The sequence below is a fragment of the Rhizobium sp. BK196 genome (assembly GCF_014193255.1).
Lineage (GTDB): Bacteria > Pseudomonadota > Alphaproteobacteria > Rhizobiales > Rhizobiaceae > Rhizobium.
Genome location: NZ_JACHZB010000007.1, coordinates 211002 through 236751, shown reverse-complemented (window position 1 = coordinate 236751; position 25750 = coordinate 211002). Strand labels below are relative to the sequence as shown.

At 59.7% G+C, this 25750-nt stretch carries 23 protein-coding genes; 17 read left to right on the top strand and 6 right to left on the bottom strand.

The window, feature by feature from the left end; genetic code table 11:
• Positions 1-69 precede the first annotated feature (69 nt).
• Both pyk and FHT78_RS22300 read right to left on the bottom strand, forming a co-directional pair.
• Complete coding sequence (gene pyk / locus FHT78_RS22305; RefSeq protein ID WP_183748735.1) at positions 70-1509, bottom strand: pyruvate kinase; 1440 nt, start codon at positions 1507-1509, stop codon at positions 70-72.
• The gene (locus FHT78_RS22300) at positions 1509-1994 is read right to left on the bottom strand and encodes a DUF1036 domain-containing protein (protein ID WP_183748733.1); all 486 of its coding nucleotides are present in this window, start codon (positions 1992-1994) and stop codon (positions 1509-1511) included. Before FHT78_RS22300 ends, pyk begins: the two co-directional genes overlap by 1 nt.
• Before the next feature lie 203 nt (positions 1995-2197).
• On the opposite strand from FHT78_RS22300, the gene FHT78_RS22295 reads away from it, so the two are divergent.
• The 3 genes from FHT78_RS22295 (at position 2198) to FHT78_RS22285 (ending at position 3662) form a co-directional block, all read left to right on the top strand.
• Complete coding sequence (locus FHT78_RS22295) at positions 2198-2986, top strand: N-formylglutamate amidohydrolase (RefSeq protein WP_183748865.1); 789 nt, start codon at positions 2198-2200, stop codon at positions 2984-2986.
• A 17-nt stretch (positions 2987-3003) separates the two neighbouring features.
• Complete coding sequence (locus FHT78_RS22290) at positions 3004-3309, top strand: DUF1244 domain-containing protein (RefSeq protein WP_183748731.1); 306 nt, start codon at positions 3004-3006, stop codon at positions 3307-3309.
• An 89-nt stretch (positions 3310-3398) separates the two neighbouring features.
• Entirely contained in the window at positions 3399-3662 is a 264-nt protein-coding gene (locus tag FHT78_RS22285) for a DUF2312 domain-containing protein (RefSeq protein WP_007822869.1), read from the top strand.
• 180 nt (positions 3663-3842) lie between these two features.
• Here FHT78_RS22285 and FHT78_RS22280 read toward each other — a convergent pair whose 3' ends face one another.
• Positions 3843-5717: a DUF882 domain-containing protein gene (locus FHT78_RS22280; protein ID WP_183748729.1), complete on the bottom strand. Its 1875-nt coding sequence runs from the start codon at positions 5715-5717 to the stop codon at positions 3843-3845.
• Between the two features lie 179 nt (positions 5718-5896).
• Positions 5897-7441, bottom strand: coding sequence for a sigma-54 dependent transcriptional regulator (locus FHT78_RS22275; RefSeq protein ID WP_183748727.1), 1545 nt, complete (start codon positions 7439-7441; stop codon positions 5897-5899).
• A 208-nt stretch (positions 7442-7649) separates the two neighbouring features.
• Between FHT78_RS22275 and FHT78_RS22270 the strand changes: the two genes are divergently transcribed.
• The 11 genes from FHT78_RS22270 to FHT78_RS22220 all read left to right on the top strand — a co-directional run bounded on the left by FHT78_RS22270 (position 7650) and on the right by FHT78_RS22220 (position 19130).
• Positions 7650-9503 (top strand): M3 family oligoendopeptidase, encoded by a 1854-nt coding sequence (locus tag FHT78_RS22270; RefSeq protein WP_183748725.1) that lies wholly within the window; start codon positions 7650-7652, stop codon positions 9501-9503.
• A gap of 33 nt (positions 9504-9536) precedes the next feature.
• Positions 9537-10697 carry an aminodeoxychorismate synthase component I gene (locus FHT78_RS22265; protein WP_183748723.1) on the top strand — a complete coding sequence of 387 codons (1161 nt, stop codon included), beginning with the start codon at positions 9537-9539 and terminating at the stop codon, positions 10695-10697.
• Positions 10694-11323, top strand: coding sequence for an aminotransferase class IV family protein (locus tag FHT78_RS22260; protein ID WP_183748721.1), 630 nt, complete (start codon positions 10694-10696; stop codon positions 11321-11323). Before FHT78_RS22265 ends, FHT78_RS22260 begins: the two co-directional genes overlap by 4 nt.
• Before the next feature lie 2 nt (positions 11324-11325).
• Complete coding sequence (locus tag FHT78_RS22255) at positions 11326-11610, top strand: YciI family protein (protein WP_183748707.1); 285 nt, start codon at positions 11326-11328, stop codon at positions 11608-11610.
• Between the two features lie 201 nt (positions 11611-11811).
• Positions 11812-13257, top strand: a complete 1446-nt coding sequence (locus tag FHT78_RS22250; RefSeq protein WP_183748705.1) for a homospermidine synthase — start codon at positions 11812-11814, stop codon at positions 13255-13257.
• A gap of 173 nt (positions 13258-13430) precedes the next feature.
• Positions 13431-13799 carry an outer membrane lipoprotein Omp10 gene (gene omp10 / locus FHT78_RS22245; RefSeq protein WP_183748703.1) on the top strand — a complete coding sequence of 123 codons (369 nt, stop codon included), beginning with the start codon at positions 13431-13433 and terminating at the stop codon, positions 13797-13799.
• 264 nt (positions 13800-14063) lie between these two features.
• The gene (locus FHT78_RS22240; protein WP_183748701.1) at positions 14064-15983 is read left to right on the top strand and encodes a bifunctional metallophosphatase/5'-nucleotidase; all 1920 of its coding nucleotides are present in this window, start codon (positions 14064-14066) and stop codon (positions 15981-15983) included.
• Between the two features lie 126 nt (positions 15984-16109).
• Positions 16110-17141, top strand: coding sequence for a ferrochelatase (gene hemH, locus FHT78_RS22235; protein ID WP_183748699.1), 1032 nt, complete (start codon positions 16110-16112; stop codon positions 17139-17141).
• A 160-nt stretch (positions 17142-17301) separates the two neighbouring features.
• Complete coding sequence (locus tag FHT78_RS22230) at positions 17302-17565, top strand: hypothetical protein (protein ID WP_183748697.1); 264 nt, start codon at positions 17302-17304, stop codon at positions 17563-17565.
• An 83-nt stretch (positions 17566-17648) separates the two neighbouring features.
• Complete coding sequence (locus FHT78_RS22225) at positions 17649-18671, top strand: SPFH domain-containing protein (RefSeq protein WP_183748695.1); 1023 nt, start codon at positions 17649-17651, stop codon at positions 18669-18671.
• A gap of 3 nt (positions 18672-18674) precedes the next feature.
• Positions 18675-19130, top strand: coding sequence for an NfeD family protein (locus FHT78_RS22220; protein ID WP_183748694.1), 456 nt, complete (start codon positions 18675-18677; stop codon positions 19128-19130).
• Here FHT78_RS22220 and FHT78_RS22215 read toward each other — a convergent pair whose 3' ends face one another.
• Positions 19131-20126: a KpsF/GutQ family sugar-phosphate isomerase gene (locus FHT78_RS22215; protein WP_183748692.1), complete on the bottom strand. Its 996-nt coding sequence runs from the start codon at positions 20124-20126 to the stop codon at positions 19131-19133. It lies immediately after the preceding gene.
• A 143-nt stretch (positions 20127-20269) separates the two neighbouring features.
• Here FHT78_RS22215 and FHT78_RS22210 point away from each other — a divergent pair, with 143 nt between their 5' ends.
• Entirely contained in the window at positions 20270-21811 is a 1542-nt protein-coding gene (locus FHT78_RS22210) for an outer membrane beta-barrel protein (RefSeq protein WP_183748690.1), read from the top strand.
• Between the two features lie 6 nt (positions 21812-21817).
• Here the strand turns inward: FHT78_RS22210 and galU are convergent, their stop codons facing one another.
• Positions 21818-22705, bottom strand: a complete 888-nt coding sequence (gene galU / locus FHT78_RS22205; protein ID WP_183748688.1) for a UTP--glucose-1-phosphate uridylyltransferase GalU — start codon at positions 22703-22705, stop codon at positions 21818-21820.
• Positions 22706-22909: 204 nt separating this feature from the next.
• On the opposite strand from galU, the gene FHT78_RS22200 reads away from it, so the two are divergent.
• Together FHT78_RS22200 and FHT78_RS22195 are read left to right on the top strand one after the other, a co-directional pair.
• Entirely contained in the window at positions 22910-24133 is a 1224-nt protein-coding gene (locus FHT78_RS22200) for a lytic murein transglycosylase (RefSeq protein ID WP_183748686.1), read from the top strand.
• A 189-nt stretch (positions 24134-24322) separates the two neighbouring features.
• Positions 24323-25531, top strand: coding sequence for a DUF459 domain-containing protein (locus tag FHT78_RS22195; protein ID WP_183748684.1), 1209 nt, complete (start codon positions 24323-24325; stop codon positions 25529-25531).
• The last annotated feature ends 219 nt before the right edge of the window (positions 25532-25750 follow it).

The following is a 25750-nucleotide window of genomic DNA, read 5'->3' as shown; positions in this document are numbered from 1 at the left end:
GAGCAAAATCAAAAACAAAAAGCGCCCCTCTTCCGAGAGACGCTCTGTATTTTCTGTGCCTGAAAACGATCAGATGCCAGTCTGGCCGTCGGAGCCGATATAGGCGATGCGCAGCATGTTGGTCGCCCCGGGTGTCCCGAGCGGCACACCGGCCGAGATGATGATGCGATCGCCCGGCTTGCCGAAGCCTTCGGCAGCAACGATGCGGCAGGCGCGGTTGACCATATCATCGAGATCTGTCGCGTCATGGGTGACGACGCAATGCATGCCCCAGACAACCGACAAACGGCGCGCCGTCTTGATGATCGGCGACAGAGCGATGATCGGCACCTGCGGGCGCTCGCGCGAAGCGCGAAGGCCGGTCGTGCCCGACGACGTATAACAGACGATGGCCGATAGCTTCAGCGTCTCGGCGATCTGGCGGGCGGCGAGCGAGATAGCATCCGCACCGGTTGCTTCCGGTTGGGCGCGCTGCGCGTAGATGATGCCCGGATAATGCGGATCCCTTTCCACCGTGCTCGCGATCGAAGCCATCATCGAAACGGATTCGACGGGATAGGCGCCGGAAGCCGATTCGGCCGACAGCATGATCGCATCGGCGCCTTCGAAGACGGCAATGGAAACGTCCGAAACCTCGGCACGCGTCGGAACCGGCGAAGAGATCATCGATTCCAGCATCTGCGTGGCGACGATGACGGGCTTGCCTGAACGGCGGCAGGCGCGGATGAGCTGCTTCTGGATACCCGGCACGGCTTCGAGCGGCATTTCCACGCCGAGGTCGCCGCGAGCGACCATCAGGGCGTCGGAAAGCTCGATGATTTCCTCGATGCGCTCCAGAGCCTGGGGCTTTTCGATCTTCGACATCAGGCCGACGCGGCCGCGGGCGATCTTGCGCACTTCTGCGAGATCGTCGGGGCGCTGAACGAAGGAGAGCGCCACCCAGTCGACATCGTCGGTCGCGAGAACCGCGTCGAGATCGGCTCGGTCCTTGTCGGTCAGCGCGCCGACGCCGAGCAGCGTGTCGGGCAGACTGACGCCCTTGCGATCGGAAATGCTGGTACCGGCGATAACCGTGGTGACGATGCTTTTGCCGTCGCACTTTTCGGCGCGCAACGCCAGCTTGCCGTCATCGATCAGCAGGCGATGGCCCGGCTGCACGGCTTCGAGAATTTCAGGATGCGGCAGATAAACGCGAGTGTTGTCGCCAGGGGTGTCATTGTTGTCGAGCGTAAAGGTCTGGCCGGGCTTCAGCTCGACCTTAACGTCGGCGAACTTGCCGACGCGCAGCTTCGGGCCCTGGAGGTCGGCCAGAATGCCGATCGGCCGGCCCGAGCGGGCTTCGACGGCGCGGATACGCTGGACGAGCGTGCGCATCAGATCATGGCTCGCATGGCTCATATTGATGCGGAAGATATCCGCACCTGCCTGGTGCAGCTTCTCGATCATCGATTCCTCGGAGGAGGCCGGGCCGAGGGTGGCGAGGATTTTAACTTTGCGGTTACGCTTCATCAATTCTGGCTTTCTTGCGTCCCTGGGGTGTCGGAGAGTTGAACCATCCAGCTTCCCTGGCGGCCCGTATCATATTCCTTGAATCCCATTTTTTGATAACCCCGGGCATAGCAGTCCTGCACGCCCGCGATCTTGAATTCGTTTTCCGCCACGCACATCTGCACGTCACCCGTCCATCGGCCTCCCCGGGCGGCATCCTCTGCGTAGAGGTAGTAATAACGCGACTGTAATTCTCCCTCGATCAGCGTAGCGCAGGTCGTTGCCGGCACCTGCCACCAGCCCTCCGTAACCCAGCCTTCCTTCGCGCGATATCCGATCGCAACGCCAACCAGATTTTGCGTACCGTTGCAGACACGGAAATCCGCGCGCGCGGCATCTGCGATGAAGAACGGTGAAACGGCTGCAAGAGCGAACAATGCGAGACGGACCAGCGGCCCGGACCGCGTGAGGAAACTTGGCGCGGCTTGGATCAACACGACTCCCAAATAGCTCCACGGTTATTCGTTGTCCGTGTCTTCTTGCGCCGCCATCAAACGAAAGTCAACGCAATGCTAATCGATTATATTTCCTTTCATAACCGCCCCTCGGATGCATCTCGTCACGCTTGACCTGCCCATCGCGCTTGAACCGTCCGGACGCGCATGCAATCACTGGACGAAGACGCGAAATGACAATCGGCAATTTCCAAATGGATCACTTCCCATCCTTCGAAATCCTACCCGGCCAACATGACAAAGGCATGGTGATCCTCGGCGATCATGCCATGAACCGCCTGCCCGCACGATATGGCCAGCTCGGCCTGCCGGAGAGTGCCTTCTCCAGGCACATCGCCTATGACATCGGCATTGAGGGCCTTACCCGCAAGCTGTGTGCACAACTGGGCGTGCCAGGCGTGCTCGGCGGTTTTTCGCGCCTTCTGATCGATCCTAACAGAGGCGAGGACGACCCGACACTGATCATGAAGATCTCCGACGGGGCCATCATTCCCGGCAACCATCCTATTAGCGAGGAGGAGTGGAACTACAGGATCGAGACTTTCCACAGACCCTATCACAATGCCGTGTCGGAGACGATCGATAAGGTGGCGAATGCGACCGGCAAAGCCCCACTGGTACTGTCCCTCCACTCCTTCACGCCTGCCTGGAAAAGCGTTCCCCGTCCTTGGCATGCAGCAGTGCTCTGGGATAGCGACCACCGCGCCGTCGGCCCATTGCTTGAAAAACTGCGCGCCGATCCCGATCTCGTCGTCGGTGACAACGAACCCTATGACGGCGCCTTGAAGGGTGACACCATGTATCGTCATTGCATGACGACGGGTATCCCGCACGCGCTTCTGGAAGTGCGCCAGGACCTCATCGGCAGCGAGACCGGCATCGAGGAATGGGCGGCGCGTCTGGCACCCGTCTTTGCGGAGATGAACGCCGATCCGGCTCTGCATGCATACAGCGTGCACGCTTCGCGGACCGGCCCCTATTGAGTGAAAGGACTTGGCCCATGACCACGCTCAGCAAGGAACAACAGACAGAATTCGAGGCAGCCGCCTTCCGCCGGCTCATCGCGCATCTTCGCGAACGAACCGACGTGCAGAACATAGATCTGATGAATCTCGCCGGCTTCTGCCGCAACTGCCTGTCCAACTGGTATCGCGAGGCTGCGGAAGCCGAAGGCGTCACTATGACGAAGGACGAATCGCGTGATGTCGTCTATGGCATGCCCTACGAAGACTGGAAGAACCTTCACCAGACGGAAGCATCGCCTGTGCAAAAGACCGCTTTTGAGGTGAACAACCCGCACAAATAGACCATACCGCCTCAAACCGCCTTGACGCTGGCGGCACTTCGCGGCAGTCACTGGCAACCGAATACATATCCCGAAATCAGGAGAACACGATGTCTGATGCACATGGCGTCGCCCGCGATCAGCTTCGCGCTTTTGTCGAGCGCATTGAACGCCTGGAAGAAGAAAAGAAAACCATCGCCGACGACATCAAGGACGTCTATGGCGAAGCAAAGGGCATGGGCTTCGACACCAAGATCCTCAAGAAGGTCGTTGCGCTGCGCAAGAAGGACGAACAGGAACGCATGGAAGAAGACGCGATCCTCGACACCTATCTGCACGCTCTCGGCATGATTGAGTCCCCGCCGGAAGGCTGAAGGTCGGACAGCTCCGTTCGCGAAAGCCGCCTTCATGGCGGCTTTTCTTTTGGCTCAGCGACGGCCATTCACGCCGGTCGAGAGCATACTTGCAGGTGATGAAAACATCTTGCGCAGCCATAAAAGCAAAAGCCGCCCGACAAATGCCAGGCGGCCTCGTTTCGTCAGAATATAATCCTATCAGCGCGTGTTGAACTTGCGCACTTCCATGAAGTTGACGGCCGTGCCGCTGAAGCGGGCGGGATCTACCGAAGCAGTCTTCTGGAAGCCTTCGGCATAGACCGAGGTAGGCTGGGCGCGCAGTGTCTGGCTGACGAAGCGTGGTGCCTGTACCTTTTTGGACGCCATTTCCAGGCGGGCATTGGTCAGAGCCCACTGCGAGATCATCTTCTGGGTCAGCTTCGGCTCCGTACGCACCGTCTGGCGGCCTTCGTCGGCGGCGACCGCTTCCTGCTTCGTCGGCCGGCCACCCTTGGTGGGGAGGCCCTGCGCGACCGGGCTGTCGAGGGTGACAGGCTTCGGTGCTGAAGGAGGTGCAGCGAAGCTCGCGGACTTGGTCATCGGAGCAAGTGCGGCAAGCTGCAGCGGCGGCTTGTCGAGTGCCGGCGGGTTCTTCGGGGCGGCGGCATTGATTGCCTGCTCCACGGTCTGCGGCTCGGAGGGCGCGTTCATAGCGACATCAGCGTCACCACTCTCGTCCTGCTGCTTTGCAAGCGCCGCGGCCATGGCGGGGGAAAGCATATCCTGATCAGCTTCGTCTTCCCCCGCTTCAGGATCGGCATTCTGTGCAGCAAGCAGGTTTTCGGCAACGGCCGGACGTTCGGCTGGGGTCGGAACGCTCGTCGACATCAGGCTCGGATCGACAGAGGCAAGTTCAGCATCACCCGGCGCACGACGCTGCCCAAGGAGCGATGGAACCGGAATGCTGTAGCCGCTGAGATCGGCGAAATGCTCCGGTTCCTGCGGCTGGCCGGCCGGCAAGGCGGCAAGTGCCTGCTGCGCCGCGTTACCGGCAGATGGCGGCACCAGAGCATTGACAACCTCATTGCCGGCAAGCTGGTTGCTGAAGGCCGGACGAACCTGTGGCACCGGTGCGTTGACGCTTGCAACTTCGGTCTGAGGCTGCGGTTCAGCAGCGGGGACAGCTTCAGCCTTCGGCGGCGTTGCCTTGGCGACAGCCACCGGTGTGCTATCCTCCGAATTATCCTCTTCCTCGTCGGCGCCGCCACCAAAGAGATAGGCAAACAATGTCTTTTGCTTGCGAGGTTCTTCATCCGAAGCGGAAGCGCCGGCGCTCGCCATCATGATCTGGCTGCCGTTCGCCACGCGACGCTTGTAATCGGCCATCGCCTGCTGGTAGCCTGGCAGCGGCTTGCCATCGGCGGGAATATGAATGGTGTTTCCATCAGGGAAGAGCCTGACAAGCTCGTCGCGGCTCATGCGCGGCCACGCGCGGACGCCGCCGACATCCATATGCACGAAGGGTGAACCCGATTTCGGATAGAAGCCGACGCCACCGACCTGCATCTTCATGCCGATGCCGCGCAAGGTGGCGAGCTTCACGTCAGGAATGAAGAAATCCATCGCCTTGCCAAGCATATGCTGGCTCTTTTCGGCGACACCGGAATTACGCGAACGGCCGCGCAGCATCTCGTTGGTAGCCGGCGAGCGGAAACCGCAGACGACATTGATGTAATCCCTGGAACCGGACTGGCGGTAAACTTCCCAGATGAGGTCGAAGAGACGCGGATCCATCTTCGTCGGCTGATTCTTTCGCCAGTCGCGCAGGAACCGGTTGAGCTGTTCGAGGCCCTTGGGGTCGAACTTGCCGTTTCGCTTGTAGGTGATGACTGCCTTTTCACCGGTATGAATGAAATAGAGCTTCAGGCTGCGGGTATCGCCTGCAGCCTGAGACGGCGTGCTTACGAATACAGGTGAGGAAACCGCGAGCGCAAGAAGGGCGGCCGCTGCCGTCCTAACTGCCCTTCCGCCAATCTTGGCGCACAAGCGCCAACTCAAGCGCGAAAGCTTGGTATTCCCATTCAGATTCGGCAACTCGATCCCCGTCAGACAGTCAATGTCCCGTGCTGTCTCAAATGGCTGTCAATTGCGGTCACACGATGGCAAAAATGCCACACATGATCAACCTTTTCTTTACATAGTGAACGAGCAGCTAACAAGTGGTTTATGGACAGTAACGAAACGTGGTTGCCTCATTCTTAATAAAAAGGCGCTTATGCCGCATCTTTCTGAGGATTATCGGGGTCGATACCGTAGTCCTTGAGCTTTCTATAAAGTGTGGACCGGCCGATACCTAGCTTTCTTGCCACTTGACTCATTTGTCCTCGGTAGAATTTCAAGGCGAAACGAATCAGTTCTTCCTCGACGTCGGCAAGACGCCGAACGTCACCGGCCTGATTGACGCTCGATATTGCCTTGTCGGAAGCCTCAGTCCCGCGGCGCATCGTCTCGGCGGCGGGTTCCGCCTGATAATCCTCGGGGAATTCCGCGTCCGGATCGAGATGCGAATTGTCGGCAACGAGCGCCAGATGATCCACGACCTCATAGTTCGGAAGCTGGGCGGCTATTTGCGGGAAGTCCGCTTCAGTCAGCTCCGGACCTTCGGCAAGCACGACGGCACGGAAGATCGCGTTTTCGAGCTGGCGGATATTGCCAGGCCAGTCGTAGGCGGTCAGCAGTGCCAGGGCGCCGGCATTGACTGTCATGCGCCGGCCATTCTTTTGCTCGCTGGAGAAGCGGTCTGCAAAGACCCGCACCAGATGCGGAATGTCCTCCTTGCGCTTACGCAGCGCCGGAATGGTGATCGGGAAGACGTTCAGGCGATAGTAGAGGTCCTCGCGGAAGTGGCCGTTCTTGACCTCTTCGATCAGATCCTTGTTGGTCGCCGAGATGAGGCGGACATTGACCTTGTGCGCAGTGCGCGCGCCAACGGTCTCGATCTCGCCCTGCTGAACGGCGCGCAGCAGCTTCACCTGCACCTCGAGCGGCAGATCGCCGATCTCGTCGAGGAAGATGGTGCCGCCATCGGCTTCCATGAACTTGCCGATATGCTTTTCGGTAGCACCTGTGAACGCACCCTTTTCATGGCCGAAGAGGATGCTTTCAACTAGATTGTGCGGAATGGCGCCGCAATTGACCGTCACGAACGGCTTGCTGGCGCGATCACCCCCCGATTGGATGGCGCGTGCCACCAATTCCTTGCCGACGCCCGATTCTCCTTCGAGCACAACCGGAATGTTGGATTGGGAGGCACGCTGCGCCAGATCGATGACTCGGATCATCGCCGGGCTCGCCGAAACGATGTCGTCAAAGCCGATGGAGCCCGAACGCGAACGGCGGCCGGCACGGGCCTTCACTTCGCGCTGGTCGAGCTTCATGGCATTGGAAATAGAGGTGTTGATCCGTTCCGGGGAAACCGGCTTGACGACGAAGTCGAAAGCACCGGCGCGCATGGCCTGCACGACGGTTTCGATGCCGCCCTGACCTGTCTGGACAATGACCGGAATCTGCGTTCCGAAATCATGCAGCGCTTCGAGGAACTCGAGGCCGGTCATTTCCGGCATCATCAGATCGAGCACGATGACATTGAAAAGGCCGGGATCGCGCTTCACCATCTCAAGCCCGATGCGGCCGTTTTCGGCCTGGTGCACCACATGGCCGCTACGCTCGATCGCGTTTTTGAGCAGTCGGCGCTGCACGGGATCATCCTCGACCACAAGGATCTGCCCTGCCCCTTTGAGCTCATTGTAACCGGTCATTGTCGCCTCACTTCATGCGAAACCATAGAGGGCACTCTGCCAGAAAGGCTTGAACATCCAGTTTTGAGAAACAATTGCATTTTAACGATTACGACAGGCCGTTTTCGTGCCGTAACAGGGCCCTTTTTGCGCTGAAAAACCCTTGCTGACAGGCGTTACGACGCTTAGACAGTCAGACCTGTTATAAAAGAGGAAGAGGAACCTCCCGATGAGACATATGCTTGCGCACGCCGATCTTCATCTTTCGGCAGCGGCTCCCGCTGCAGCGGTAGACCCGGCTCTCGGCGAGCTTCCCTCCTGGCGGCTGCAGGATCTCTACCCCTCGGCCACTTCCACGGCTTTCGTTTCCGACATGGAAAAGGCCGGCAAGGCAGCGTCTGATTTTGAAACCAAGTGGAAGGGCAAACTTGCCGCAGCCGCCACCAGGAAGGGCGAGGAAGGTATCGGCCAGGCACTGAAGGAATATGAGGCGCTTGACGATGTCATGGGCCGCCTCGGCTCGTTTGCAGGCCTTACCTACTTCTCGGATACGTCCAACCCGACAAACGGCAAGCTCTATGGCGATGTCCAGACCAAGCTTACCGATTATTCCGGCCGCCTGCTGTTCTTCGCTCTCGAACTCAACCGCATCGACGATGCGGTGATCGACGCCTGCATGGCAAATGACCCGGTTGCCGGGCACTATCGCCCCTGGCTGGTCGACCTGCGCAAGGACAAGCCCTACCAGCTCGAAGACCAACTTGAACAGCTCTTCCTCGAAAAGTCGATGACGAGTGCCGCCGCCTTCAACCGTCTCTTCGATGAGACGATGGCGGAGCTGCGCTTCGAGATCGACGGGGAAAAGCTGCCGCTCGAAGTGGCGCTGAACATGCTGCAGGAAAAGGACCCGGAAGTGCGCCGTAAAGCGGCAATGGCGCTCGCCGAAACCTTCAAGACCAATATCCGCATCTTCACGCTGATCACCAATACGCTCGCCAAGGACAAGGAGATCGCTGATCGCTGGCGCGGCTTCGAAGACATTGCCGATAGCCGCCATCTGGCGAACCGCGTCGAGCGCGAAGTGGTCGACGCCCTTGCCGCAGCCGTCAAGGAGGCCTATCCGCGCCTCTCGCATCGCTATTACAAGATGAAGGCCAAATGGCTTGGCATGGAGCAGATGAATTTCTGGGATCGCAATGCGCCGCTTCCGGAAACCTCGAGTGCCATCATCTCCTGGACCGAAGCCAGGGACACGGTGCTGTCCGCCTACGGTAATTTCGCGCCGGAAATGGCTGAAATCGCCAAGCGCTTCTTTGACGAACAATGGATCGACGCCCCCGTTCGCCCCGGCAAGGCGCCTGGCGCTTTCGCTCACCCGACCGTCCCTTCTGCCCATCCCTACGTGCTCGTCAATTACATGGGCAAGCCGCGTGATGTCATGACCCTCGCCCACGAACTCGGCCACGGCGTTCATCAGGTTCTTGCCGGCGCACAAGGCGCCCTCATGTGCCAGACGCCGCTGACGCTTGCCGAAACTGCTTCCGTCTTCGGCGAGATGCTGACCTTCCGCGCGCTGCTCAACCGGACGACCGACAAGCGCGAGCGCAAGGCCATGCTTGCCCAGAAGGTCGAGGACATGATCAATACGGTCGTGCGCCAGATCGCCTTCTACGAGTTCGAGCGCAAGGTTCATACCGCCCGCAAGGCCGGCGAACTGACCGCCGATGACATCGGCGAGCTGTGGCTTTCCGTCCAGTCGGAAAGCCTTGGCCCGGCGATCAAGATTTCCGAGGGTTATGAGACCTACTGGGCCTATATCCCCCACTTCATCCATTCGCCCTTCTATGTTTACGCCTATGCTTTCGGCGATTGCCTGGTGAACTCGCTCTATGCCGTCTATCAAAAAGCCGAGAAGGGCTTTCAGGACAAGTATTTCGAGATGCTGAAGGCCGGCGGCACCAAGCATCATTCCGAACTGCTGAAGCCCTTTGGCCTGGATGCGACCGAGCCGTCCTTCTGGAGCAAGGGGCTGTCGATGATCGAAGGCCTGATCGACGAACTCGAAGCGCTGGACAAGGCATAAGCCGCCCAAACCCGCAGCTTCGCTGGAAAGGCAATGGCAGCGTCCGAACCCTTCATCCTGTTCCGGGACGACACGACCGGCGAAGTCATGCTCTTCGCCGGCCCGCAACACGTGATCGTTGCCCGCACGCGCGCCGAATTACTGCCGGCGCTGGAGCGGATGGAAGAAGCGCGCAAAGCCGGCAAATGGCTTGCCGGTTACATGGCCTATGAGGCCGGCCATCTCTTCGAAGAAAAGCTTGCCGCCTTCGCCGAAGAGGACCGGGAGACGCCCTTGCTGCTGTTCGGCGTCTTCGATGCGCCGCAACCGGAAAATCATCCCCTCGCAACGCCGCGTCAGCGGCGCGAAAATGAAGAATTCCTGACCGCACCGAAGGCAGCTTGGAATTTCGATATATATAAAGAGCGTTTCGAACGCCTCCATCGGCATCTGCGCCTCGGCGATATCTATCAGGCCAACCTGACGATGCCGATCGAAGCCCGCTGGAGCGGTGATCCGCTTGCCGCCTTCTGGTCGCTGATCGACCGCCAGCCCGTGAAATACGGCGCGTTTGCCAATCTCGGCGGCCCCATCATTCTTTCCCGCTCGCCGGAACTGTTTTTCCGCACGGACCAAGATGGCTGGATTGAGACCCATCCGATGAAGGGTACGGCCAAGCGTGGTGCGACACCGGCCGAAGATGCCCAAATCGTCGAAACCATGAAGGCCGACATCAAGACACAGGCGGAAAACCGCATGATCGTCGACCTCTTACGCAACGATATCTCGCGCATCACCGAGGTTGGCACGCTCGACGTTCCAAAACTCTTCGAAATCGAGACCTATCCGACCGTCCACCAGATGGTCAGCCACGTTCAGGCGAAACTCCTGCCCAACCTTTCCGTCCGAGACATCTTTGCCGCCCTTTTCCCCTGCGGCTCGATCACAGGCGCGCCGAAGATCCGCGCCATGGAAATCCTCCACGATCTCGAGGATGGTCCGCGTGATGCCTATTGCGGCGCAATCGGCATGATCGCGCCCAGTGGCGCGATGCGCTTCTCCGTTGCGATCCGCACCATGACGCTCTTCGGCGGCGGCAAAGCAGTCTTCAATGTCGGCGGCGGCATCGTCTTCGATTCCACTGCTGAAGCCGAATATGAGGAATGCCTGCTCAAGGCCCGCTTCGCCGTCGGCGACCAGTGGATTGCCCGATGACGGATTTTTCGCTGATCGAAACGCTACGCTGGCAACCGGACGAAGGGTTCATTCGCCTGCCCCTTCATCTCGCCCGCCTCTCCCGCTCCGCCCGACGCATCGGTTTTCCCGAGCCAATGGAAGTGGTCGCGAAACTGGAAGATGCGGTAAGGGATGACAAGGAGCCGCGCCGTGTCAGGCTGACCTTCGACGGCCAGGGCCGGATCGATATTGCCACCGCGCCCTTCACCCCGCTGCCGCAAGTGACAGTCTGGAAACTCCGTATCGCCAGCACGCGTCTCGATTCCACCGACAAACTGCTGCGTATCAAGACCACATGCCGGGCTGTCTATGAAGCGGCCCGCGCCGAGTTCACGCCGCAGCAAGCAGATGAAGTCATCCTGCTCAACGAACGGCAGGATGTCTGCGAGGGAACCATCACGTCAGTCTTCCTTGATGACGGTTCCGGCATTCTCAGAACACCGCCGATCTCCTGCGGCCTGCTCGCCGGCGTGCTGCGCACCGATCTCATCTGCCAGCGCAAGGCCCGCGTCGGTCGCATCACGCTCGATGATCTGGAAAATGGTATGCTTTACGTTGGAAATTCGCTGCGCGGCCTGATCCGCGCTACGCTGCAAAAGGACTGACCTTGCTGATCCTCTCCCTGAATTATGTGAAGCCGAACGAAGAGGCCGACAAGCACATGGAGCCTCATATGGCCTGGGTGAAGGAAGGATATGCAAAAGGCTGGTTCCTCGCTTCCGGCCGCAAGGTCCCGCGCACCGGCGGAGTCATTCTCGCCGTCGGCGAGCGCGCCGAGATTGAAGCCTATGTCGCAGCCGATCCCTTCACCATCCACGGTGTTGCCGAATACGAGATCATAGAAGTCGGGTTGACGACGGTGACGGAAGGGCTGGAGACCCTGAAGCGCTGAGCCACCAACCACGTGCGGCGAAGGGAACTCGTGCGGAGATTGCGCGCAGTTTGCAGCGCCGATATTTAACCTTTGCAGGGGGATCGCTCTTTATTGTGACGCCGTTTTGTGATTAGAGCCGGTCACTTCGCGAGCTTCGCGGCATCTTCACATGAATTCTTTAGGCTGAAAGCCTTCGTTCCCTTCCAATAGGAGAAAAGAATGACGGAACAGAACTATCCGGTATATGGCGAAATTACCGGTCCGATCGTCATGATCGGCTTTGGCTCCATCGGCCGAGGCACGCTGCCCCTGATCGAGCGCCACTTCAAATTCGACAAGAGCCGGATGGTCGTCATCGACCCGCGCACGGATGATGCCCACATTCTGGAAAAGCACGGCGTCAAGCACATCCAGGCGTATGTGACGAAGGACAACTACAAGGAGCTACTGAAGCCGCTGCTGACCGAAGGCGAAGGCCAGGGCTTCTGCGTCAATCTCTCGGTCGACACCTCGTCGCTCGACATCATCAAGCTCTGCCGCAAGCTTGACGTGCTCTACATCGACACCGTCGTCGAGCCGTGGCTCGGCTTCTATTTCGACAAGGACATGAAGAACGAGGAACGCACCAACTACGCGCTGCGCGAAACCGTTCGCAAGGAAAAGGCCAAGAATCCCGGCGGCACCACCGCCGTTTCTACCTGCGGCGCAAACCCGGGCATGGTTTCCTGGTTCGTCAAGCAGGGGCTTTTGAACCTTGCCCGTGATATCGGGCTGAAGTTCGATGAGCCGGGCCAGGACGACCGCGAAGAATGGGCAAAGCTCATGAAGAAGGTCGGCGTCAAGGGCATCCACATTGCCGAACGTGATACCCAGCGCACCATCCACCCGAAGCCGCTCAACGTTTTCTGGAACACCTGGTCGGTCGAAGGCTTCATCTCCGAAGGCCTGCAGCCGGCAGAACTCGGCTGGGGCACCCACGAAAACTGGATGCCGAAAAACGCCAAGAAGCACAAGAAAGGCTCCAAGGCCGCCATCTTCCTGGAGCAGCCTGGCGCCAACACCCGCGTTCGCACCTGGTGCCCGACGCCTGGCCCGCAATATGGCTTCCTGGTCACCCACAACGAATCGATCTCGATCGCCGACTTCTTCACGGTCAGAGACAAGGACGGCGACGTCACCTATCGTCCGACCTGCCACTACGCCTATCACCCGGCGAATGACGCAGTTCTCTCGCTGCATGAGATGTTCGGCAACGGCGGCAAGCCGCAGCCGGTCCTGCACGTTCTCGATGAGAATGAACTGGTCGACGGTATCGACGAGCTTGGCGTATTGCTCTACGGCCATGACAAGAACGCCTACTGGTACGGTTCGCGCCTGTCGCTGGAAGAGACCCGCCGCATCGCCCCCTACCAGAACGCGACTGGTCTGCAGGTAACTTCTGCCGTTCTCGCCGGCATGGTTTGGGCGCTTGAAAACCCGAAAGCCGGCATCGTCGAAGCCGACGAGATGGATTACAAGCGCTGCCTCGAAGTGCAGCTGCCCTATCTCGGCCCAGTCGAAGGCCACTACACCGACTGGACCCCGCTCGATGGCCGTCCGGGTCTTTTCCCGGAAGACATCGACACCAAGGATCCGTGGCAGTTCAAGAACATCCTGGTTCGCTGATCCTTGCCCTAAATGCTTTCGAAGATGCCCGCTGTCAGGCGGGCATTTTTGTAACGCCTGCTGTCTAAATGCCGGCAGACCTCCGTCGAAGGCTTGCCTTCGCGGAAGGCCCGCGCCATGTTTTTGGCGGACTGTCGCGGAAAGCTTCCGCCTAGATTCGCCGGAGAAGTCTTATGAAAGTAAAAACTGGTCTCGTTCTTGCGGTTGCATCCGCAGCGCTTGCCGCCTGCGTTTCCTCCGGTCCGCGCCCGCTCCCAACCGCATCGGCGCCCGCTCCTGCCGGTGTCGAAGGAAACTGGGCCGATCCGAATGGCATCGTCTCCACCTTCCAGGCTGGCACCTTTACGACGCGAACGACCGACAGCAACCAGCTTCTGGCCTCCGGCACCTATACCAATACCTCGCCCACGCTGGTGGAAATCAACATGACCTCGCTGGTTCGTAACAAGCAGTCGAAGGTCAATTGCGCGCTCGTCACGACGAGCCAGCTGAACTGCACCTCGGACGCCGGCGCACAGTTCGTCCTGACTCGCCGCAGCTGAAAAGAACAGATGGGGTAAAGGCTAAGCACCCATGCGGCTTTCGCCGGTTACCCCGTCCTGCTGCTCGCAATGCCGCTTGCCGCGGCAATAGCAATCCGGCTTTTTTGCCCGGCTCCCCTTGGAAAGCGGTTCTCCTGGCCCAGCTTTCCCTTGCGGCGGTGCATCGTCCGATGGAACATCCGCATGCCGGGAACCCCCGGCTGACTATGGAAGGGACTGGCGAGGATCAGGGGGATCTTCGCCCTTTTAATCAGGAGAACAGGGATGACGAAGTCTTTCAGCTTCGGTCTTTTGACCGCGTCCATGCTGGCGCTGAGCACAGGCGCTGCTTTCGCGGATTACGAACTCAATATTCTTCATATCAACGATTTCCATTCACGCATTGAATCAATCAACAAGTTCGACTCCACCTGCTCGGCCGAGGAAGAAGGCAAGAACGAATGCTTCGGCGGCGCCGCCCGCCTGAAGACCGCCATTGATCAGCGTCGTCAGGCTCTGACTGGTAAGAACGTGCTGCTGCTCAACGCCGGCGACAATTTCCAAGGCTCGCTGTTCTACACGACCTACAAGGGCGCGGCTGAAGCTGAAATGCTGAATCTCATGAAGTTCGATGCCATGACGGTCGGCAATCATGAATTCGATGACAGCGAGGATGGGCTCGCGACCTTCCTCGACAAGGTGCAGTTTCCCGTCGTGACCGCGAACGTCAAGGCGACAACTGCCTCCAAGCTCGGCGACCGCGTCAAGCCGTCTCTCTTGCTCGATGTCGCCGGTCAGAAGATCGGTATCGTCGGTGCCGTCACCAACGATACCCCTGAGCTTTCCTCGCCCGGCCCGAACGTGACTATTGCCGATGACGTCCAGAGCATTACCGCAGAAGTCCAGAAGCTGAAGGGCGAAGGCGTCAACAAGATCATTGCGCTGACCCATGTCGGCTATCCGCGCGACCTTGCCTTGATCGCCAAGATCCCCGATGTCGACGTCGTCGTCGGTGGCCATTCGCACAGCCTGCTGTCGAACACTGATCCGAAGGCCGAAGGTCCCTACCCGACAATGGTCGACAATCCCGGCGGCTATAAGGTGCCGGTGGTGCAGGCAGCTTCATATAGCAAGTACCTCGGCGATCTCGTCGTCAATTTCGACGACAACGGCGTCGTCAAGGAAGCCAAGGGCGATCCGATCCTAATCGATTCCACCTTCACGCCGGACCAGGCTGTCGCCGCGCGCATCGTCGAACTGGCAAAGCCGATCGAAGAGCTGCGCAAGAAGGTAATCGGCTCCTCGGAAGGCCCGATCGAGGGCGACCGCAAGGTCTGCCGCGTCAAGGAATGCTCGATGGGCAATCTGGTGGCTGATGCCATCCTTGACCGCGCCAAGAACCAGGGCGTGACCATTGCCATCCAGAACGGCGGTGGCCTGCGCGCCTCCATTGATGGCGGCGACGTCACCCAGGGCGAAGTCATCACCGTGCTGCCCTTCCAGAACACGCTCGCAACCTTCCAGCTAACCGGCGCCGATGTCGTCAAAGCGCTCGAAAACGGCGTCAGCCAGATCGACCAGGGCGCCGGCCGTTTCCCGCAGGTCGCCGGTCTGAAATTCACCTTCGACCAATCGAAGCCGGTTGGCAGCCGCGTCAGTGACGTCCTCGTCAAGGACGGGGACAATTTCGTGCCGATCGACAATGCCAAGACCTATGGCGTCGCCACCAACAACTTCATGCGAGCCGGCGGCGATGGCTATGTTGCCTTCAAAGACGGCCAGAATGCCTATGACTTCGGTCCGGATCTGGCCGACGTGACAGCCCAATATATCGCGGCGCATTCGCCCTATAAGCCTTATACGGACGGCCGTATCACCGAAATTGCGCAGGCGGCACCTGCTCCCTCCGCAGAGCAGGCTCCTGCAGCCCCTGCACCCGCGGCACCGGCTCCATCTGCCGAACCGACCCCAGCTCCTGCAGCACCAGCCCCGGCGGCTCCCGCTCCAGCAGTTGAACCTGCCCCGGCAGCCTCCGCATCGGCCACGCCCTCGACCCACGTCATCGCTGCCGGCGATACGTTCTGGGATCTCGCCAAGACCTTCTACGGCGACGGCGCCGAATGGCGCAAATTGTCGGAAGCCAATGGCAACCCGAACCCGCGCCATCTGCGGATCGGCGAGAAAATCCAGGTTCCGGCCAAGTAAGACGATTTGTCCCGATCATCAGAGCCGGTCCGGGGTTCCCCGGGCCGGCTTTTCTTCCTATAGGGTGAACCGTGACCGGCCGGCTGCGTATGAGCCGGCGAGGCACGAAAGCGCGTTGGGGCCAGAATGACAGATACTTCACTCCGCCCGGCGGATCATCCCGCCGTCAAATTCGGCAAGGTCGGCGTCCTGCTGGTCAATCTCGGCACGCCTGATGGCACCGATTACACGTCCATGCGCCGCTACCTGCGCGAATTCCTGACCGACAAGCGCGTCATCGAATGGTCGCCCTGGAAGTGGTACCCGATCCTGTTCGGCATCGTGCTCAATACGCGCCCGCAGAAGGTGGGCAAAGCCTATGAGACGATCTGGAACAGGGAATTTAATGAGAGCTGGCTGCGCACCTACACCCGCAATCAGTCGGATTTCATGGCCGAACGCCTGAAGGACCTGCCAAACGTTAAGGTCGATTGGGCGATGCGCTACGGCACCCCTTCGATCCCCTCGCGCATCGATGCGCTGAAAGATGAAGGCTGCGACCGCATCCTGCTCTTCCCGCTCTATCCGCAATATGCGGCCGCCACCACCGCAACCGTCAATGACAAGGCCTTCCGGAAGCTGCTCACCATGCGCTGGCAGCCGGCATTGCGCACGGTTCCTGACTACCATGACGACGAGACCTATATCGAAGCCTTGGCAAAATCCGTCGAGCAGCATCTTGCTACCCTCGACTGGAAACCGGAGATGCTGCTCGCCTCCTTCCATGGCATTCCGCTCTCCTATTTCCAGCAGGGCGATCCCTATTACTGCCAGTGTCAGAAGACCGGCCGCCTGCTGCGCGAGCGCCTCGGCCTGACGAAGGAAAATTTCATGGTCACCTTCCAGTCCCGCTTCGGACCGGAGGAATGGCTGCAGCCCTATACCGACAAGACCGTCGAGAAGCTGGCACAGGACGGCGTCAAGCATATCGCCGTCATGAATCCTGGCTTCGTTTCCGACTGTCTGGAGACGCTGGAAGAGATTGCCGAACAGGCCGCCCATTCTTTCAAGCACAATGGCGGCGAGCAGTTCACGCATATTCCCTGCTTGAATGACAGCGAGGACGGCATGCAGGTGCTGGAAAAAGTCGTGCGCCGTGAGCTGCTGGGCTGGGCATGATGACAGACGCGGCGCCAGATTTTCTGGCGGCCTGCAATAGATAAAAACGTCCCTCGCACCAGATCTAAGGAATGGCCGATAGCCGATCGCAATCGCGTCAGAGGCGCGATTGCGGCCCGTGGATTCGTGGCCTGCTGCTTTGTCGATCTGGACGTACTTTATGATTTTGGGTTTCAGAAAATTGATTGTCATCGCCTGCCTGCTCATCATGGCAGGTGGCGGTTATCTCGCGTGGGAGCACTATCAGCGGGTCTATGCCAACGCCCCTCCCAAAGGCATTGTCGGTCAGGTCGCATGTCAGCTTCGCCTCCACGATGTCAAAACCAGCAGTCCGAAGCTGGACGACCAGCCCTTTCTCACCAATTGCCTGATGGGCGGCTACATCACAAAGAGCGACCTGGACGATGCCGGCCTATCACCCTGATTTGACAGGCGAGGCTGTCATTCCTTCCTTGCAAAGAACGTGCTAACTCACCACGTCAGGTAGGTGGGCCTAGGGAGGAATGCATGCTGCTCGGCGGCTTCGATATCGTCGTGATTGTATTGGTGGTTTTTGTCATCCTGGTGCTCTTTGCAGGCATCAAGACGGTCCCGCAGGGCTACCGTTACACGATCGAGCGTTTCGGCCGCTATACGCGGACGCTGGAGCCCGGCCTGAACCTGATTACCCCTTTCATCGAACGGGTCGGCGCCAGGATGAACGTGATGGAGCAGGTGCTGAACGTGCCGACCCAGGAGGTGATTACCAAGGACAATGCCTCGGTCTCGGCCGATGCCGTGTCCTTCTTCCAGGTGCTGAATGCCGCTCAGGCGGCCTATCAGGTTTCCAACCTGGAAAATGCCATCCTGAATCTCACCATGACCAATATTCGATCCGTCATGGGCTCTATGGATCTCGATGAGCTGCTCTCCAATCGCGATGCGATCAACGACCGGCTGCTGCGTGTCGTGGACGAAGCCGTGCAGCCTTGGGGCATCAAGGTCACCCGCGTCGAGATCAAGGATATCCAGCCGCCGCGCGACCTCGTCGACGCGATGGCCCGGCAGATGAAAGCCGAGCGCGAGAAGCGCGCCCAGGTGCTGGAGGCCGAAGGCGCGCGCAACGCGCAGATCCTGAGAGCCGAAGGCGCCAAGCAGTCCGCCATCCTTCAGGCCGAAGGCCAGCGCGAAGCGGCCTTCCGCAATGCCGAAGCCCGCGAACGCTTGGCCGAAGCCGAAGCCAAGGCGACGAAGATGGTCTCGGAAGCGATCGCCGCCGGCGACGTCCAGGCAATCAACTATTTCGTTGCCCAGAAATACACCGAGGCGCTCGCTTCGATCGGCTCGGCACCGAATTCCAAGATCGTCATGATGCCGATGGAGGCTTCTTCCATTCTCGGTTCGCTTGGCGGCATCGGCGCGATTGCCCGAGAAGTCTTCGGCGAAAGCAACAATCCGCCCCCGCCGCGTCCGAGTCCAGGTCCGGTGCGCTCCACACCGCCGGTCGCTCCGCCTCCGCCCAATCCCTTCAGTCCCAACTCGGAGCGATAAGCCATGCTGGCGAAAATCGTCGGCGAACTTGGGCCGTGGAGCTGGTGGGTGGCAGGCCTCGTGCTGCTGGCAGCCGAGATGATCGTGCCGGGCTTCTTCCTGGTCTGGATCGGGCTTGCCGCCCTTGCCGTCGGTATTCTGTCACTGCTCTTCTGGGATACCGCCTTCTGGGTTTGGGAGCTTCAGGCAATCCTCTTCGCCATCCTCGCGGTCGCCGCCACGCTCATCGGCCGGCGGCTGACACTGCGCAACGCCACGACGGACGAGCCGTTCCTCAATCAGCGCGGCGCGAGCCTCGTCGGCCGTACCGCGACGCTGCACGAGCCAATCCGCGAAGGCCGCGGCCGTATTCGTCTCGACGATACGACGTGGCAGGTCATGGGGCCGGATCTTCCGGCCGGAACGCAGGTCAAAGTGGTTTCGAGCAACGGCCGCGACCTAACGGTTGAGCCAACCTGATCAGGCGACGCCGATCCGCAAGAGATCGTGGAAGTGAACCAGCCCGATCGGCCGCTGCTCGTCGTCCACGACGATAAGCGCACCGATCTTGTATTGCTCGAGCAGCGCCAGGGCCGCCGTCGCCAGTATCGTCGGCCTAACCGTCTTCGGCGCGCGCGTCATGATGTCGTCGACCGTCAGCTCCGCGAGATTGCGGTTGAGGTTGCGGGACATGTCCCCATCCGTGACGATGCCGCAAAGCCGGCCCTCCGCATCCAGCACGCCGACACAGCCGAAATGCTTGTGCGACAGTACCTTGATCGCCTCAGGCACGGATGTGCCCGTTACGACCAGCGGCAGGCGGTCACCGGTGTGCATGATGTCAGCAACATGCATCAGGCTCGCCCCCAGCTTGCCGCCGGGATGGAAAACATGGAAATCCGTCGCCGTGAAGCCGCGCGCGTCCAGAAGCGCGATCGCCAGGGCATCGCCGAGCGCAAGCTGCATCATCGTCGACGTGGTTGGCGCCAGGCCATTGGGACAGGCCTCTTCCTCATTGGGGATCAGCAGCGCAATATCCGCAGCCGTCGCCAGTGAGGACTGCGGGCTGCAGGTCATGGCGATCAGCGGAATGGAAAAACGCCGCGTGTAGGAAATGATACTCTTCAGTTCCGCGCTCTCGCCGCCCTTGGAGATCGCAAGGACTACATCGTCGCCGGCGATCATGCCGAGGTCGCCGTGATTGGCTTCCGCCGCATGCACGAAAAAAGCGGGCGTTCCCGTTGAAGCGAAGGTGGCGGCGATCTTGGTTCCGATATGGCCGCTCTTGCCGACGCCGGTCACGATCACCCGGCCGGTATTCTCTCCGATCATCTCGATCGCACGTGTAAAGGGACCGGCAAGCCCGTCATCGAAAGCACGTTCCAACGCCTCGAGGGCGCGTCTTTCGATACTGACGGTGCGCTTGCCCGACTCCAGCACGCTGTTTTCGACGAGTTTTACCGCTCTCCTGATCATGGCAATGCGTTAGACCTTTTCACTTTACCTGTCCACCCGACAATGTTTCCCATGTGTGAACGCGCGACCCGCGCAGCAACGAATGGTTAACCACAAGGCTTTACGCTTGAGTAAGACTTCGAAGCATTTCAGGCGCGGATTGAATGGGCCAGGGAAAACAGACGAGCAGTGTGACGCCGCTCCGCGCCATGAGCCGTGCCGTCTCCATCACGGCTATCAGTCTGCTGGTCGCGCCCTCAGCTTTCGCACAGCAGATCACGCAACAACAATCGGCGGGCACGACGAATTCTCGCACCATGGCCACCTCCGCCACGCAACGCACCGGCGCAAACAACGCGGCGCCGGACGCCGATGGCGCAGGCGATGATACGACGGCCCCCGCCAACCCTTCTGCGCAGGCCCAGGATACGGAAAGCGCAATTGCACCCACTCTGACGACACAGCCCGACGACCAGACGACCGGCTCGATCCTCGACGAGGATATGCGCAGGCTGAACACCCGCGAACCGCGCCTCGATGAGACCCCGGTACGCAGGGTGCCTGAGAGCGTCTCGACCGAGCAGACGCCAGGCATCCCCGTCGGCAGTTTCGTGCTGCGCCCGAGCGTCACGCAAACGATCAACACCGAGACCACGAAGGACGGCGGCACAAAAAAGAGCCGCGGCTTCCTCGAAACCGATATGGGCGCAACGTTGACCTCCGACTGGAGTCGGCATCAACTGACCGTCACCTCCGAGGGCGCTTGGCAGAAGAACATCAGCGGCGAGGGTGAAGAACAGCCATCCTTCAAGATCAATGGCGATCTGCGGTTGGACCTGACGCGCGACACCGTTGGCCATATCACCGGCGGCTATAATTTCTACCGCGAGGATACGGATGATCCGGATGCGATCACCAATGCCGATCAGCAATCTGATGTGCAGGAATTTACCGGCGGCGCTTCCATTGAGCATGACTTCGGCATCTTGCGCGGAACCGCCGCCGTCGCACTCTCGCGCTCGATTTATTCCGACGCCGTGCTCTCGAACGGCACGACAGTCTCTCTGAGCGATCGCAACCAGACTACAGGAACCGTGCGCGGCCGTATCGGCTACGAACTCTCGCCGGCACTCATTCCCTTCATCGAAGCGTCGATCGGCAAGACCAATTATGATGAACGCACCGATTCCTCGGGTTACCAGCGTTCCGGAGATAGCTACGGCGCCAAGGGCGGCGTCCAGGTCGATATGGGTGAAAAGCTGAAGGGCGAGGTCGCGGTTGGTTATGCGACGGCGGATTTCGATGACGACAGACTGAAATCGATCGATACAGCGACACTCGATGCCAGCCTGCTCTGGTCGCCGATCCGCGGGACGAATGTCAATCTCGACCTCCAGACCAGCATCCAGCCTTCCACGGCAGCCGGCGAAAGTGGTTATGTCTCACATCAACTGAGATCCACGGTCGATCATCAGCTGCGCGACAATCTGGTGGCGACGGTCATCGGTGGCGTGACGCTGCGCGATTATCCGAGCGGCAGCACAATAAGCGACGAGACGGTTTACACCGCCTCGACTGGTCTTGTCTGGAATATCAACCGCTATCTCGACTTCACCAGCACGCTTGGCTACGAGCTGACGACACGCAAGGAAGGCGACGACTCGCAGCAATGGCGAGCCGGCGTCGGTCTCAAGGTGAAGCGCTGAACAACTTTACTTCACGCGAGCAAGCAGGTTCTTGAAGCCGTCTTCGACGGTCGGACGGATGTCCGCGCGCTCGAGAGCGAAGGCGACGTTGGCGAGGATGAAACCATCCTTGGCACCGCAATCGTAAGTCTCACCCTTGAAGTGGTAGCCTGCAAAATCCTGTTCCTTGAGCAGCTTCAGCATGCCGTCGGTAAGCTGGATTTCGTTGCCGGCGCCGCGTTCCTGGGTTTCCAGGATCTTGAAGATTTCCGGCTGCAGGATGTAACGACCGTTGATGAAGAAGTTGGACGGAGCCATACCCTTGGCCGGCTTCTCGACCATGCCGGTGATGCGGAAACCTTCGCCGACGGATTCGCCGACACCAACGATACCGTATTTGTGTGCCTGGTCGGGAGCGCATTCCTCGACGGCGATAACGTTGCCGCCGCTATGCTCGTAGAGCTCGATCATGCCCTTCATGCAGCCCTTTTGATCCTTCATGATCATATCGGGCAGCAACAGAGCAAAAGGCTCGTCGCCGACGATCTCGCGGGCGCACCAGACGGCGTGGCCGAGGCCGAGCGGCTCCTGCTGACGGGTAAAGCTCACCGTGCCTGCCTTGGGAAGCTGCTGCTGCAGCAGGGTGATTTCCGCTTTCTTGGCGCGCTCCTTGAGCGTCTGTTCAAGTTCGAAATGAATATCGAAGTAATCTTCGATGACATGCTTGTTACGACCAGTAACAAAAACCAGATGTTCAATGCCAGCTTCAAGTGCTTCGTCGACAACATACTGAATGATTGGTTTATCGACGACCGTAAGCATTTCCTTTGGAACCGCTTTAGTGGCTGGAAGGAACCGCGTTCCCAGACCTGCGACTGGAAATACTGCCTTGCGAACTTTCTTATTCAGAGCCACACCGACCTCCTGTTTTGACTATACCGCTTTTAATTCAACGCTATATCGATTTGAACTAGTATAGAATTGCTACCGTTTTGCAAATGGTGACTGGACCGGCCGCCCATGGTAAAGAATTTGTTGACTCCGTTCCTGTAATTTCGGCGTAGGACGGACATGACGTACCGCCCCGGCTAAAACTGAAGATGACGGATACGACTGCCGATGACCCAGAAATACGCACACTCCCTTCGTGGTCTTGCTCTCGCCCTCGTTGTCGCCACCGCGACCGGACTGGCCCCTCATAACGCAAAAGCGGATGCCCGGTTCCAGAAGTGGATCGCGGACTTCTACCAAACTGCCGCGCAGAGTGGCATCAGTAAGGCAACCTATCAGAAAGCCTTTTCTGGGGTAAGCGACCCAGACCCGACGGTACTGGAAAAGGCGACCTATCAGCCTGAATTCAAATCGAAAATCTGGGATTACATCGATTCCCGCGTCAATCCCTACACTGTGGAAATCGGCCGCAAGATGGCCGCCAAATATGCCAAGACGCTGGATGCGATCCAGCGCCAATCCGGTGTCGACAAATCGATTCTACTCGCTATCTGGTCGATGGAATCGAATTACGGCGCAGTTCTCGCTAAGGATGAGCGCCTTCACTATGTGCCGCGCGCATTGGCAACGCTTGCCTATGCCGACCCGAAGCGTGCCAAATATGCCAAGAAACAGTTGATTGCAGCGCTGAAGATCCTGCAGAACGGCGACGTGCCCGCCAAGGAAATGACCGGGTCCTGGGCCGGCGCCATGGGCCACACCCAGTTCATCCCGACAAGTTATCTTCTTTACGCTGTCGATGCCGATGGCAACGGTCATCGCGACATCTGGAATTCGGTGCCCGATGCGCTGGCGACTTCGGCCAACCTCCTGATGAAGAACGGCTGGGACACCGGCAGGACCTGGGGCTACGAGGTCGCGGTGCCGGCATCCGCCGCCCAGCAGGTCGGCAAGACGCGCACGCTCGCCCAGTGGGCGGCCCTCGGCCTGAAGCGTCCGAATGGCAAGCCTTTCAAGGATGGCGAAACCCGCGCGATGCTGAAGATGCCGGCCGGTAGCGATGGCCCGGGCTTCCTGATGACCGCGAACTTCTTCACCATCAAGAACTACAATGCCTCGGATAGCTACGCTCTTGCCGTCGGCCTTCTTGCAGACCAGATCGCCGGCTTTGGCGGCATGCAGCAGCGATGGCCGCGTCCCGAAGGGTCGCTGGACATAACCGAGAAGTTCGAATTGCAAACGCGCCTGAAGACGCTTGGCTATTATAGCGGCGATGTCGACGGCAATTTCGGATCCGGCTCCAAGGCAGCCATCGCCGCCGTTCAGGAGCGCATCGGCATGCAGCCGGATGGCGAACCCTCACTTTCGCTTCTCCACGCGCTGCGCCGTTAAAGCGCGACACATCCAGACACATGAAGGACGCCATAACTCCTTGAATTTACGCATCGTGCCGCCCGGAAATCGATTATGATTTTCGAGCCGATGCCGTAGAAGCGCGGAAAGCCTGACCTAAATCATACGGGTAGAGTGGACGGAAAGCTGCTGCCTATGCAAAATGCCCGGCAGATGCGGAACTGCCCGATGACGATACAAATTGACCGGACGCGATGGATTCGTCGGCTTGCGCTTGCCGCGGCCACGTTGTCTTTTTGCCTGGGTTCGATGCTGCCGGCGGACTATGCTGAGGCGCAGGAGCTCCGATACCAGCGCCGCTCCATCCTCGATTTCTTTCTCGGCCGGCGTTACATCGACGAGAATCCACAGCCCGAAATGCGGGACCAACCGCGGCGGCAACAGCAGCCACGCAGGCGCCCACCCACGCAGAAGGCCGTGACACCAATGCGCACGGCGCCCGTCGCGCCCGCTGAACCCGTGGTTCAAAAGCAGGACAACGCCCAGAAAATCCTTGTCGTTGGTGACTTTCTCGCCGGTGGCCTGGGGGATGGCCTCGCCGCCGCGTTCGAAACCTCACCCGGTGTCGTGGTCGAAGCCCGCAGCAATGTCTCGTCCGGCCTCGTGCGCGACGACTACTACAACTGGCCGGGCGAATTGCCGAAGATGATCAACGAACTGAAGCCGGCAATGGTGGTCGTCATGATCGGCACCAATGATCGGCAGCAGATGGTAACGGATGCCGGCAAGGAGAAATTCCGCACCGACGGCTGGTTTACCGAATATCAACGCCGCGTGCTGGCCTTCGGCAAGGAGGTCACGAGCCGAAAGATCCCGCTGCTCTGGGTCGGACTTCCTGCCTTCGAATCCGATTCGATGACGGCCGATGCCGTGCAGATGAACCAGCTCTACCGCAATCAGGTGGAAAGCATCGGCGGCGAATTCGTCGACATCTGGGACGGCTTCGTGGACGAGAACGGCAAGTTCATCGTCACCGGCTCCGATGTCAACGGCCAGCAGGTGCGCCTGCGGACCGCTGACGGCATCAACCTGACCCAGGCCGGCCGCCGCAAGCTCGCCTTCTACGTGGAAAAGCCAGCGCGCCGCCTTCTCGGCACTCAGGCAAGCCCCGATCTCGTGCGCCTCGATCCCGGCAACCTGCCAGCGCTGACGCTGCCAGCCAATCCAGTGGAACATACGCAACCGATCAGCTTGTCCGACCCGAATCTTGATGGTGGAGCTGAATTGCTCGGCGCCAGCAGGACGCCGGTCACGCTGACGAAATCGCCACGCGATCTTCTGGTCGAACAGGGAGAGATGGCTCCGGCGCCGACAGGCCGCATAGACGACTACCGTATGCCGACGCCAAAGACGACGGCAGAAGTTTCGGTGAAGTGAGAAAGGGCCGCTTGAGCGGCTCTCATCGATCTTCCGGACTTACCTGGCCGTCACCTGCGGCCTGGTCAGGTAGTAGTAGAAGTCGGAGCCGATCTGGCCGAAATAGGCATCGCTGCCGTCGAGCTTATCCACAGAGTGAGTGGCCTGCCTCGGCCTCCGGTCAGTCGCTGCAGGCCGGTTCGGACCTGCCTACGCAGGAAAACTGCAGCTCGACAATTA